The 13,481-nt window shown below is 32.5% G+C and carries 11 protein-coding genes; 8 read left to right on the top strand and 3 right to left on the bottom strand.

Annotation, left to right across the window (positions count from 1 at the left end; translation table 11 throughout):
* Window positions 1-24: 24 nt before the first annotated feature.
* The 4 genes from PQ462_RS22415 to PQ462_RS22400 all read left to right on the top strand — a co-directional run bounded on the left by PQ462_RS22415 (window position 25) and on the right by PQ462_RS22400 (window position 8,861).
* Complete coding sequence (locus PQ462_RS22415) at window positions 25-3,183, top strand: UvrD-helicase domain-containing protein (protein ID WP_274251653.1); 3,159 nt, start codon at window positions 25-27, stop codon at window positions 3,181-3,183.
* Between the two features lie 84 nt (window positions 3,184-3,267).
* On the top strand, window positions 3,268-4,461 hold the full coding sequence (kbl, locus tag PQ462_RS22410; RefSeq protein WP_274251652.1) for a glycine C-acetyltransferase: 1,194 nt from the start codon (window positions 3,268-3,270) through the stop codon (window positions 4,459-4,461).
* Between the two features lie 113 nt (window positions 4,462-4,574).
* A complete protein-coding gene (locus PQ462_RS22405) occupies window positions 4,575-6,038 on the top strand; it encodes an OmpA family protein (protein WP_274251651.1) in 1,464 nt (487 codons plus the stop codon).
* Window positions 6,039-6,101: 63 nt separating this feature from the next.
* The gene (locus PQ462_RS22400; protein ID WP_274251650.1) at window positions 6,102-8,861 is read left to right on the top strand and encodes a PD-(D/E)XK nuclease family protein; all 2,760 of its coding nucleotides are present in this window, start codon (window positions 6,102-6,104) and stop codon (window positions 8,859-8,861) included.
* Window positions 8,862-9,290: 429 nt separating this feature from the next.
* Here the strand turns inward: PQ462_RS22400 and PQ462_RS22395 are convergent, their stop codons facing one another.
* Window positions 9,291-9,434 (bottom strand): hypothetical protein, encoded by a 144-nt coding sequence (locus PQ462_RS22395; RefSeq protein ID WP_159436622.1) that lies wholly within the window; start codon window positions 9,432-9,434, stop codon window positions 9,291-9,293.
* A gap of 282 nt (window positions 9,435-9,716) precedes the next feature.
* Between PQ462_RS22395 and PQ462_RS22390 the strand changes: the two genes are divergently transcribed.
* Window positions 9,717-10,037, top strand: coding sequence for a hypothetical protein (locus PQ462_RS22390; RefSeq protein ID WP_012022784.1), 321 nt, complete (start codon window positions 9,717-9,719; stop codon window positions 10,035-10,037).
* 26 nt (window positions 10,038-10,063) lie between these two features.
* Window positions 10,064-10,438, top strand: coding sequence for a hypothetical protein (locus PQ462_RS22385; RefSeq protein WP_012022783.1), 375 nt, complete (start codon window positions 10,064-10,066; stop codon window positions 10,436-10,438).
* 80 nt (window positions 10,439-10,518) lie between these two features.
* Here the strand turns inward: PQ462_RS22385 and PQ462_RS22380 are convergent, their stop codons facing one another.
* Window positions 10,519-11,295 carry an alpha/beta fold hydrolase gene (locus PQ462_RS22380; RefSeq protein WP_274251649.1) on the bottom strand — a complete coding sequence of 259 codons (777 nt, stop codon included), beginning with the start codon at window positions 11,293-11,295 and terminating at the stop codon, window positions 10,519-10,521.
* Between the two features lie 165 nt (window positions 11,296-11,460).
* Window positions 11,461-12,264, bottom strand: a complete 804-nt coding sequence (locus tag PQ462_RS22375; protein WP_274251648.1) for a TIGR00266 family protein — start codon at window positions 12,262-12,264, stop codon at window positions 11,461-11,463.
* Window positions 12,265-12,441: 177 nt separating this feature from the next.
* On the opposite strand from PQ462_RS22375, the gene PQ462_RS22370 reads away from it, so the two are divergent.
* Both PQ462_RS22370 and PQ462_RS22365 read left to right on the top strand, forming a co-directional pair.
* The gene (locus PQ462_RS22370) at window positions 12,442-12,798 is read left to right on the top strand and encodes a hypothetical protein (RefSeq protein WP_274251647.1); all 357 of its coding nucleotides are present in this window, start codon (window positions 12,442-12,444) and stop codon (window positions 12,796-12,798) included.
* An 89-nt stretch (window positions 12,799-12,887) separates the two neighbouring features.
* Entirely contained in the window at window positions 12,888-13,406 is a 519-nt protein-coding gene (locus PQ462_RS22365) for a ferritin (RefSeq protein WP_177211794.1), read from the top strand.
* Window positions 13,407-13,481 lie beyond the last annotated feature (75 nt).

Genomic DNA, 13,481 nt, shown 5'->3' with positions numbered 1-13,481 from the left:
TTTACAATACAAAAAACCAGAATTATGCAAAGTCCGTCTTTTTCTATTTATGATGCTTCTGCAGGATCAGGAAAGACCTATACTTTGGTTAAAGAATATCTGAAAATTATTCTTTCTTCTCCCAAAAACGATGCTTACCGTAATATTCTGGCCATAACTTTTACCAACAAAGCAGTTCATGAAATGAAAAGCCGTATTGTTGGGAGTCTGTCTGAATTTGCCAAAGAAGAACCTTCTGCAAAAGCAATTGATTTAATGGAAGATTTATCTCGTGATACCGGGCTTTCAATTATTCAATTAAAAATAAAATCTCAAAGTATCATTAAGCATTTAATTCACAATTATGCTGCTTTTGATATTTCTACTATCGATAAATTTACTCACAAAGTAATTCGGGCTTTTGCGCATGACCTGAATTTGCCAATGACTTTCGAGGTTACTTTGGATACCGAAAATTTATTGGTTGAAGCTGTCGATGCTATTATCGCCCAAGCGGGTCAGGATGAAACGCTGACTAAATTGCTGATCGATTTTACGATGGAAAAAACCGATGACGATAAAAGCTGGGACATTTCGAGAGAAATTCTCGAAACTGGACGTTTGGTTTTGAATGAAAATAATCGAAATGAAATTCTTCATTTTAATGATAAGACAATCGAGGAGTTTGTCGAAATTAAAAAGAAAATGATGGCTTTGTGTAAAGAACTCGAATCTGAAAACGAACAATTTGCAATTGAGGCACTTTCTTTAATTGAGAAAAACGGAATCGATCTAAAATCTTTTTCAAGAGGAACCTTTCCAAATCACCTTGAAAATATTCGTGATGGAAAATTTAATCCACGAAATAAAACCTTTCATGAATTTGATGATATTGCGATTAATAAAACGGCTAAGGACAAATCTTTAATCGAAAATATAATTCCAGATTTACTTCAAATACTGAGTAAAATTTATAAAAATTTTGAAAAAAGAGATTTTTACAAAGCCTTCCTAAAAAACATAACGCCGCTTTCGTTGCTGAATACAGTCAGCAATGAATTGGCGAAGATTCAATCAGAACAAAATGTTTTGTCTATTTCAGAATTCAATGCGATTATTCACCGCGAAATTCAGAATCAGCCTGCGCCTTTTATTTATGAGCGTTTAGGTGAAAGATACCGTCATTTTTTTATTGATGAATTTCAGGATACTTCTGAAATGCAATGGCAGAATCTAATTCCGCTTATTGATAATTCACTCTCAGGTCTGGATGATTTAGGGAATAAAGGAACTTTAATGATTGTTGGAGATCCCAAACAATCTATTTATCGCTGGAGAGGCGGAAAAGCGGAGCAGTTTATTGAGTTAAGTAAAGACGTAAACCCGTTCAATAATCCTGATAAGGCAATTAAACATTTAAATACAAATTATAGAAGTTACAGCGAGGTAATTGAGTTTAACAATGCTTTCTTTAAATTGATTTCTTCAGAGTTTTCAAATGAAGATTATAAAGATTTGTATGAAAATCATAGTTTTCAAAATACAAATTCAAAGAAAGGCGGTTATGTAAATATTTCGTTTCTTCCGATAATCGAAAAATCTGATTCTGCAGATGAAGAAGAAGTAATTGAAAAATCAGATTTATATGTTTTAGCGACCTTAAATACAATTCAAAAAGTAATTCGAGAAGGTTTTGAATATAAAGATATTGTGATTTTAACCCGCAAAAGAGATCAGGGAATTGCAATTGCAAATTATTTAACAGAACAGAATATTCCGCTTTTATCTTCGGAAACATTAATGATTAAAAATGCAACCGAAGTTCGTTTGATTGTTAATCTTCTGAGATATTTAAACAACAATGCAGATTTAGAATCGAAAGCCAATTTTCTTCATTTTTTAGCCGAAAATAAAGAAATTGAATTGCCTGTCCATGATTTCATTGCGCAGGGAATGGCTCAAAAATTTGAAGAAGATTTTGAAAAATGGCTTTTAACTTTTGATGTTTCTCTTTGTTTTGAAAATGTTCGAAAAAAATCACTTTATGAAGCCGTAGAAATAATCATTTCTAAGTTTGTCCTTCCATCTGAAGGAAATGCTTATGTTCAGTTTTTCTTGGATATCGTTCTCGAAAGAGATATTCGAAATCAGGCTGGAGTAGCAGATTTTTTGAGTTTTTGGGATAAGAATTCTGAGAAATTCAGTATTCCTTCTCCAGAAGGAAATAATGCGGTTCGAATTATGACAATTCATAAGTCCAAAGGTTTGGAGTTCCCTGTTGTAATTATGCCTTTTGCAGAAGAGGATTACAATCGAAAGCCAAAAGATAAATTGTGGCTTGATACCGAAGAAACAGATTTGGGAGTTCCAAAAGCTTTAATCGATAACAGCAGTGCTGTTGAAGGATTTGGAGAAAGTGCTTCGATAGTTTTTAATTTGAAAAAACAGGAAGAGTTACTGGATAATATTAATGTTTTGTATGTTGCATTGACACGTGCCGAAGAACAATTATATATTATTTCGCAGTCTTTGAAAGAAAGAAAAGATGGTGAATTGCCAAATAATATGGCCTCTTATTTTATTAAATATTTGATGCATAAAGGGATTTATGATTCTGAAAAGTTAGAATATGAATTTGGAAACAAAATAAGACTTTCAAAATCTGAAAAAACAGTTGATTTGGTAAAAACGATTCCAATTGTAAAAGAAGTTTTAAATCCTAAAAATATAAAAATTGCACAGCGAGAAGCATTAATGTGGGGAACACATCAGCAAGAAGCGATTTCGTATGGGAATATTGTGCATGAAATCCTGGCTTTTGTTAAAGATAAATCAGATGTCGATCTTGCGGTTGTAAAAGCATTAGAAAATGGTTTGATAACAATAGATCAATCTGAAATGGTTTTAAAAACGCTCAAAGAAATTGTAAACCATCCTGAATTAAGTATTTGTTTTGATGGGAATCATAAAGTTTTAAATGAGCAGACTATTGTGCAAAAAGCGGGTAAGATTCTAAAACCAGACAGGGTAGTGCTGACAAGTAACAAAGAGGCTTATCTTTTAGATTATAAAACTGGAGCAATTAATTCAAAATATCAACAGCAAATTCAAGAATATCAGGATGCAATTGAAGATTTAGGATACAAAGTGTTAAAAAGGGCTTTGATATATATAGGGTCGGAAATTGAAGTGGTAAATTTGTGAAAAAATTAATCAGATGTTAAAGAAATAATGTGGCTTTTTTAGTCTTAAGTTGTTAATTTTTAACGTTTTAAATAAATTTAAAAAATGTACGGTAAAATTAAAGAACATCTGCAAAGTGAGCTGCAGACAATCGAAGAAAATGGTATTTTCAAAAAGGAGAGAGTTATAACATCGCCTCAAGGTGCCGAAATTACGATTTCGACCGGAGAAACAGTTTTAAATTTTTGTGCCAATAATTATTTAGGACTTTCGTCGCATCCAGAAGTGGTTCAGGCAGCAAAAGACGCAATGGATACTCATGGTTTCGGGATGTCGTCTGTTCGATTTATTTGCGGAACTCAGGATATTCATAAAACATTAGAGAAAAACATAGCTGATTTTTATGGTACCGAAGATACCATATTATATGCCGCTGCATTTGATGCAAACGGTGGTGTCTTTGAGCCTTTATTAGGAGAAAACGATGCGATTATTTCAGATAGTTTAAATCATGCTTCTATTATAGATGGAGTTCGTTTGTGTAAAGCGGCTCGTTATCGTTATGAAAATAACAATATGGAAGATCTGGAACAGCAGTTAATCAAAGCAAATGAAGCGGGAGCCCGCTTTAAATTAATTGTTACTGATGGTGTTTTTTCTATGGACGGTTTAGTTGCGCCTTTAGATAAAATCTGTGATCTTGCTGATAAGTATGATGCTATGGTTATGGTTGATGAATGCCATGCTGCAGGATTTATTGGAGCAACAGGAAAAGGTACACTTGAAGCAAAAGGTGTAATGGGGCGTGTTGATATTATTACTGGAACTCTAGGTAAGGCACTTGGAGGAGCAATGGGAGGTTATACAACGGCTAAGAAAGAAATAATTGAAATTCTGCGTCAGCGCTCAAGACCTTATTTGTTCTCAAACTCACTTGCACCTTCAATTGTTGGAGCTTCCATAAAAGTCTTTGAATTATTAGAAAAAGACACGACCCTTAGAGATAAGCTGGAGTGGAATACTAATTATTTTAAAGAAGGAATGAAGAAAGCCGGTTTTGATATAATTGATGGAGATTCTGCAATTGTACCGGTTATGCTTTACGATGCAAAATTATCTCAAAAAATGGCAGACGAACTTTTAAAACTTGGCATTTATGTAATTGGATTCTTCTTTCCTGTAGTTCCAAAAGATAAGGCGAGAATAAGAGTGCAGCTTTCGGCTGCACATACCAAAGAACACATAGACAAGGCTATAGAAGCATTTAAATTAACAGGTAAAATGTTAAAAGTTATATAATTGCCACATTTGGTGTTTTTTTGTAGGTTTTTTTTAACATTTGATTTTGTATTTAAAAAATTTGGTGTTACTTTTGCTTGTAATTAACTAAATTGTAATTAAAAAAATTAAGTATGAAACATCTTAACAAACTTTTAGTTGCTGTATTGATGGCGATGGGTTTAAGCTCACACGCGCAAGACAGTAACAATCCATGGGCTATCTCTTTCGGAGTTAATGCTGTGGATACTAGGACTAGTTCGGGTTCAGGAAGTGGATTTTTTGATCAGCACTTCTCTCAACCATTCTCAGTAAAAGACAACTGGAATATTCTTCCTTCTTTATCTTACATTGGTGTGTCTAGATATGTAGGTAGTGGTTTCTCAGTTGGTTTACAAGGATCTGTAAACAAAATTGATAAATATGTAACTTTCAATCCTTCTGCTCCTGGGCATGACGGAAGAGGAAACGTTGTAACTAATCCTGGTGACTTGATGTACTACGGAATTGATGCTACTATCAAATACAGCTTCCAAGAATTAATCAAATCTAAAGTGGTTGATCCTTCGTTATCTGTAGGTGGAGGTTATACTTTCTTCGGAGATAGCAGCTACGGAACTGTGAACCCAGGTGCTGGTATTACTTTCTGGTTTACTGATGCTATTGGTCTTGAATTAGCTACAAGATACAAATGGGCTGTTAGTGGTGATAGACAAGATGCAGCTGGTGTTCCAGATGCTCCATCTCACTTCCAACACACTGCAGGTTTAGTTTTCAAATTCGGAGGTAAAGATACTGACGGAGACGGAATCTACGACAAAGATGATGCTTGTCCAGATGTTGCTGGTTTAAAACAATTCAACGGATGTCCTGATACTGACGGTGACGGAATTGTTGATGCTTCTGATGCTTGTCCAAATGAATTTGGTTTAGCTGCATTAAACGGTTGTCCTGATAGAGACGGAGACGGTGTTGCTGATAAAGATGACGCTTGTCCAGATGTTGCTGGTTTAGCTGCTTTAAAAGGTTGTCCTGACACTGACGGTGACGGTATCGCTGATAAAGATGATAAATGTCCTACAGTTGCTGGTCCTAAAGAAAATGGTGGTTGTCCTTTCTTAGACGCTGATAAAGATGGAGTTTTAGATAAAGATGACGATTGTCCTACAGTTCCTGGTCCAGCTAGTAACAGAGGATGTCCAGAAGTATCTTCTCAAGCTTTAGAAGATCTTAAAGTTCAAGCAAGAGCTATCTACTTTAACTCTGGTAAAGCTACTTTCAAAACTGGTGACAAAGAAACTCCAGCTAGATTAGACGCTATTAAAGAAATCCTTAAAAACTATCCAAACGCGAAATTCTCTATTGAAGGACACACGGATAACACAGGTTCTGCTAAAATCAACGATAAACTATCTCAAGACAGAGCTAACGCTGTATTAAACGCTTTAGTTGAAAGAGGTGTTAATCCAGAAAATTTAGAAGCTAAAGGATTTGGATCTTCTCAACCAGTTGCAAGTAACAAAACTGCTGCAGGTAAAGCACAAAACAGAAGAACTGAAATCAAACATATTGGTTCTAAATACCAAGGTAAACTATAATTTACTTTGTAAATAATACCGAAAAGCCATTCTTAATTGAATGGCTTTTTTTATTTTTATAAAATGATAAATACGTCTTTTTTAGAGAAAATCGCTGGTGTTGTAATACAAAATTATTCAGATAAACTTTCTGAAACTACAATTGTACTTCCGAATAAAAGAGCTAAAGTTTTTCTTATTGAAGCTCTTAAAAAAGAAACATCAAAAACTATTCTCTCTCCGGAAATTATCAGCATTGAAGATTTTGTGCAAGATGTAGCATCTATTAGATCAGTTGATTCTATTGAGCTGTTGTTTGAGTTTTATGAGGTTTATTTGTCAGTAACAGATAAGCAAAATCAGCAGTCATTTGAGCTGTTTGCTAATTGGGCAAAAACACTTTTACAGGATTTCAATGAGATTGATCGTTATCTTTTAGATCCATATCATGTCTTATCTTATTTGAAAGATATTGAGGATATTAAAAAATGGGGAATTGAAGTAGAAAACAAAACAAAACTTTTAGAAAATTACATTGATTTCTGGAAGCTTCTCCCTATGTATTATGATTCGTTATATAACCACTTATTAAATAAATCTATTGGTTACCAAGGGTTGATTTATAGAGAAGCGGTAAATAACCTGAATCATTTTTCGAATACCATTTCAAACCGTAATTTTATATTTGCCGGATTCAATGCCTTAAACGCTGCAGAAGAAAAAATAGTACAGCATCTTTTAGCATTAGATCAAGCCAAAATTTATTGGGATGTAGATCAGACTTTTTTAAATGATCCATATCACGATGCAGGACTTTTTGTGCGTCGTTTTAAAGAAAGCTGGAAACACTATAAATCACATCCGTTCGAGTGGATTGTGGATGATTTTTCACAAACTAAAAATATAGAAGTAATTGGAACCCCAAAAACTATTGGACAGGCTAAAATTGCTGGAAGTATTATTGAGGATTTAATTAATAAGAACCCTTCGGCTTCTTTAGATAAAGTTGCGGTAGTTTTAGGAGAAGAAAATTTGCTAATTCCGGTTTTGTATTCGCTCCCTTCTTCTGTTGGTGCTTTGAATATTACAATGGGATATTCAGGAAAAAATAATCCATCGCAGATACTTGTGGCAAAATTTTTCAAAATGCATACAAATGCGCTTTCCCGTGCGGGAAATTATGTTTTTTATTATAAAGATGTGCTCGATGTTTTGACACATCCTTTAGTAGAACCCTATGCAAATGTGAATCATTTAGTCAGGATTATAAAAGAAAACAATTATACTTTTATTACCCTTAATAAAATTTTGGATCTGAATCCAAATGCTTCAAAGTTATTTTCTTTATTGTTTCAGAAATGGGAAAATGGATCTGTTGCAGTTCTAGAAAATATTTCGGCAGTTTTGTTGCTTATAAAGCAAAGCTTTAGCAATGATAATGAAGAAGAAAAAATAGCAAAAACGTTTGTTTATGCTGTTTTTAAAGTAATAAATAAGCTTATTAATTATTATTCGCAGCACAAGCATATTGACAATATCGATACGCTTCATGCTATTTATAAACAGATAATAGATGTTGCAGAAGTTTCTTTTGAAGGAGAACCTTTGCGCGGGCTTCAAATTATGGGAGTTCTTGAAAGCCGTGTACTTGATTTTGATACTGTAATTATAACTTCAATGAATGAGGGAAAATTTCCGGCAGGAAAATCCCAGAACTCATTTATTCCTTATGATGTAAAAAAAGAATTAGGTCTGCCCACTTTTAAAGAAAAAGATGCTATTTATACCTATCACTTTTATCATTTATTGCAGCGTGCAAAAAACATCTATCTAATTTATAATACCGAAAATGAGGGATTAGATGCCGGTGAAAGAAGCCGTTTTATCACACAGCTAGAAGTTGAAAAAAAATCGAAGCATAATTTGACTTTTGATATTTATAATCCTGTATTGCCAACTACTGCTTATCAGCCAATGGTGATTCCAAAATCCGATGCAGTTATGGAGCGATTAAAGGAAATAGCTTCGACAGGCTTTTCTCCTTCGGCGTTAACAAGTTATATTCGTAATCCTATTGAATTCTATTTTCAAAAAATCCTGCGTATTCGTGAAGTCGAAGAAGTAGAAGAAAATATTGCCTTAAATACACTCGGAACCATTATTCACGAAACATTAAAAGCTTTATATGATCCTTTTGTTGAGAAATTTATTTCTGAGTCTGATATTTTAAATTGTTTTAAATTGTTGGATGACGAAGTTTTGAAACAATTTAAGCTTGTATATAAAGAAGGTGAAATTAAAAAAGGAAGAAACCTGTTGGCGTTTGAAGTCGCAAAACGAAATGTTTCTAATTTTTTAAAAATTGAATTAGAGTCAATCAAAAATGGAGATGCAATTAAAATTATTGCTTTAGAGAAAACTTTTGAACGTGAATTAGTTCATCCAGAACTGCCATTTCCGGTTTTAATTAAAGGGAATGTAGATAGAATTGAACTTCGTAACGGAAAAATAAGAATCGTTGATTATAAGACAGGAAAAGTTGAAAAAACAAATGTTATACTTAAATCGTGGAATGGTTTAACACAAGGGCTTAAAAACGATAAAATTATCCAGGTATTGGCTTATGCTTTTATGTATGAACAATTGGCGGGAGAAACTCCAATAGAAGTTGGTATTATTTCATTTAAAAATTTAAAATCAGGGTTTTTATCTTTCGGATTTAAAGAAGATAAAGATTTGGAAATTACCGTTTCTAAAGCAATTTTAAATTCTTATGTTGAAGAAATTGTACTGCTTTTAAAGGAAATATTTGATCTTAGTATTCCTTTTGAAGAGAAGATTTAAATGCATTTTTAATTTTTATATAAAATCAAAATCAATGTTTTGTCATTTAGAAAAGCGATTCAAAAATTGACCCGCTAAACAAAATGCTTGATTTTTTTAAATTTGTATGTTTTCTCTCACTAGCTTTAATGGCGCGGTATTTTGGCTTTATCTACAAAAAAATCTCTACTAAAATAAAAAATGCTCATTTGATCAGTTTTCTGTTTTTATTTTCTTGGAGTTGAATTTTTATCAGGAATTCAATAAGTCAAATACGTTATGATAAAGAGAGTATAAAAACGAATAATTTGTATAGATTTAAGTTTTACTAAAAAAATGTAGTCCTGTTTTTTTTAGTTTTTTGACTTTAACTGAATGTTAAGATTCAGATCATAAAGGAAAAAGCTGCGATAATATTAAATAATCATTGCAGCTTTTTGTAAGTAGTTTTTAACTAAATATTTTTTTGAAAAAACCTTTTTTTGCAGGTTCTTCTGAAATTGAAGCATTTATAGGTCCATTTTCAAAACGAAATCTTCTGAACTTCATCAATTTTACATTTAAGTCAAAACGTAATTCATCTACAGTTTTCATTGGAAATTTTTTTTGCAAATTTAGAAAAAACTTCTATTAAACTGATTATCTGTACGTATCTATAATGTGTTTTGAATTTTATGAATTAAAATGTTTGAATTTTGGATAATTCTCTTTTTTCTGTTAAATTTTTTTAATGATTTTCTTTTAAAAATCACGTTTAATTATAGTATAAACAAAAGTGATTCAGATAGTTGTGTGAAGTCATTTTTTTAACAAGTGTTTAGCCGACAATTCTTTTTATTAAAAATAACTTTGAACTTCTTAAAAAATTAATGTTATATGGTTGATTTAAATACACTTGTAGAAGAAACTGGAGCTGAGTCTGGAATTACTTTTAATATTGACGGAGTTTTGTTAGAATCTGTGAATTTAGAATATGATGGAAATGTTGCTGCGATGATTGGAATGATTTTGAAAATGTGTTTGGAAATGTCTGAAGATGTTAATAATGGCGATTTAAAACAGGTAATGATTAAAAATAATGATGGTATTGTTGTTGCTAACAAAAGCGAGGATGACAATTGTGTAGCATTATTATCTAAAGACATTAGTAAAATGGGGCTTTTGCTTCGTAAAATGGATACTGTTTTCAGCAATTAATTTAAACCAATTATTTATATATACACATGTCAGATTTTTTACAAAATTTTCAAAATGATTTAAAAGAGAATGTTCACGGATTTATCGCAGTTTCTGTAACTGAGGTAGAAACAGGAATGTCGTACTGCTCGCTTTCTGTAAAATCAGATTTTGATCCGGAATTAGCATCTGCTTATAATTTAGAAGTTGTAAAAGCAAAATTAAACGCCATTAAAGCTCTAGGATTAGATCAAAAAATAAACGATATTTTAATTACATTGACGGATCAAATACATATTATAGATGTTTCTGAAGACGGCCAGTATTTTATTTACTTAGCTGTTGATGCTAAAAAAGCAAATCTTGGATTAACAAGAGCTACTTTGGCAAAATTCAAAAAAGACATTATTACAAAATTATAATTTTTGCCCCCAAAATGAAGAAAAGGCTGTTTCGGTATATTTCGAAATGGCCTTTTCTGCTTTTAATATTTTCTTTAATTTTAGTTGAAGAACTCTAATAAAACAGGCTTCAATTCTTCTTTGTTTTCAATTTGGCTCATATGTCCATCTTCAAAAGAAACTAATTGTACAGATGTATTCTCTGCTTGCGAAAGACTTTCTTCGTAGCTTAAAACAGGATCTTTCTTTCCTAAAATTAATAAAACTGGAAAACTGTTTTGTTTTAGCAGCCACTCTCTGTCTTTTCGTATTTTCATTCCTTCCAAAGAAGCAACAATTCCCTGCAAAGGAGTTTTTAAAGCTTCAGTTTTTACTTTTTCAATTTCTTCTTCTAATCTGGTTCTGTTGTTTTCGCTGAATAAATTGGCAATTGCCAGACTCACAAAACTTATATAATTCTGTTTTACAGCTTTTATAGCTCGTGTTCGGTTAAGTTTCTTCTCGGCGCTGTCTTCTTTTGAAGTTGAATTTAATAAAACCAATTTCTGTGTTTTCTGCGGATACAATTCGGCGAAAGCCAAACCGACATAACCGCCCATTGAATGCCCAAGTATAATAGCTTTTTCAATCTTCAGATTTTCCAAAACTTCATTTATAACATTGGCATTGTCTTCCATTTCATGAACATAGCCTAAAGAATCAGATTCGCCATGACCTAATAAATCGATTGTTATGACACGATATTTTTCTGAAAAAAAAGCAACATAGTCTTTCCACATTTTTTTGTTTTCCAAAAAGCCGTGAAGTAAAACAATTGCGTTTCCAGTTCCTGAATCTGAGTATGAAATCTTGGTGTTTTTATATAAAAGCGTTTTCAAAATGAAAGATTTTTTGTTTTGAAGTGCAAAGTTAAGAAAGCTGAATTAAAATATCGTGATGTCCTGATTTAATTGGGTAATCTTTAAAATAGTTATAAATTTATTTATAACATTTTGGCTCTGAAATAATAAAAAATGGCTTTCAGAAACGAAAGCCATTTTAAATTAAAATCTATTATCACCATCCAAAAGATTTCCTAATCCGCCAAGAAGGCTTCCTTCTTCACGGCTGTTTCCGCCTGATCTTGGTGCCGATGCGATAATGCGATCGGCTAATCTAGAGAAAGGCAACGATTGTACGTAAACCGTTCCTGGACCTTTTAATGTGGCATAAAATAATCCTTCTCCACCAAAAATAGAATTCTTGATGCCGCCAATAAATTCAATATCATAATCGACATCTTTGGTAAAACCAATAATACAACCTGTATCTACTTTTAGGACTTCGCCATGACCCAAAACTTTTTTTGCCATTGTCCCGCCAGAATGTACAAATGCCATTCCGTCTCCTTCGATTTTCTGCATGATAAAACCTTCACCGCCAAATAAGCCGCGTCCTAATTTCTGAGAGAATTCTATTCCCACAGAAACGCCTTTGGCAGCGCATAAAAAAGAACTTTTTTGACAGATAAATTTACCTTGAAATTCTGTTAAATCAATCGGAAGGATTTTTCCAGGATAGGGCGATGCAAATGAAACTTTGCTTTTAGTATTGCCTTGGTTTAAAAAAGCCGTCATAAATAAACTTTCGCCAGTAAGAACTCTTTTTCCTGCATTTAAAAGTTTGCCAAATAAACCCGAACCCTGTTGTTGTGAACCGTCTCCAAATATAGTTTCCATCTGGATATTGTTTTCCATCATCATAAAACTGCCTGCTTCGGCAATTACAATTTCTTGCGGATCCAATTCTATTTCCACATACTGCATTTCTTCTCCAAAAATCTGATAATCTATTTCGTGTGCTTGCATAATTTCTTAGGTATTTGTTTTTAAAATTAGACAAAAAATACTGTCGAATGTTACAGTATTTAACGCACTTTGGCTGTTTTTAAGAACTTTAAATGATTTTGTTATTTTAAATTAGTCTTAATTACGTGTTTATTTGCCTTAAATTATATATTTTTGCATCGTTATAATTTTATCAGAATGTCATTAGTTAGCGATTTGACCACCAAAGTATTATTTGAGACCGAAAAAGGATACAGTTACCAATGTGATTTGACCAATAGTATAATTATCAATTTTATTGATACTGTGTCAAGTTATAAAATTCATGATTTTTTGATTTTTCAAAGAAAGGTTAATAGCGTTGACATTTTAGACATGCTTTACGACTTATCTGACCAATCAGATGCACAGCTGATTGAAACTACCAAAAGAAATTTCTCTAGAAATCTTACTATCTGCGAAATAGTGCAGTTAAGAGATTTATTAAATGGAACAAAATTTACTCTTACATTGCATTCTATGCTTTGCAGTGTAGCGAATGTTGAGCTTATTTAGATTCTTACTTAGATTAAATCCAAATTTTCAAGCAGTTACAGATGCCTCCTTTAATTTTTGTAATTTTACACGTATAAAAATTAAAGGTTATGAAAGATTTACTAAGAACACGTACTTCATTAACTGAAGGTGTAGAAAATATATTGAATTTACAGGCAAAATTAGAAAGTGATGCTTCTAACAAATATTTAGCTATGGCAGCATGGCTAGATAGAAACGGATATGCTAATACAGCATCTTATTTGTACAAGCAAGCCGAAGAAGAAAGAGAGCATTTTCTGAAAATTTTCAAATTCATTACAGATATGGGAGGGATTGCAATTACGCCATCTGTTCCAGAGGTGCAGCAAGAATTTGCTTCTTTTAGAGAAGTATTTGAAATTGCTTTGCAAAACGAAATTGCAGTTACTCAGGCGATCAATAAAGTAATCGCAAAATGTAGAGCTGAAAATGACTACGCTACAGAGGATTTCATGATGTGGTATGTAGCGGAACAAAGAGAAGAAGAGAAAAATGCAAGAAGAGCGCTAGAGCTTTTTGATCTAATCAATGGAAATGAAGCCGACGGTAAATTCCAATTGGATGTACAAATCTCAAAAATCGGATAATTACCGATTGATATAATTTAAAAAGCCCTTAATATTTTATTAAGGGCTTTTTTATTGGTTTTAGATGTCACTTCC

This window comes from Flavobacterium sp. KACC 22758, from assembly GCF_028736135.1.
Classification (GTDB): Bacteria; Bacteroidota; Bacteroidia; order Flavobacteriales; family Flavobacteriaceae; genus Flavobacterium; species Flavobacterium johnsoniae.
The sequence above is the reverse complement of the archived record's forward strand: the minus strand, read 5'-3'. Positions and strand labels throughout refer to the sequence as shown.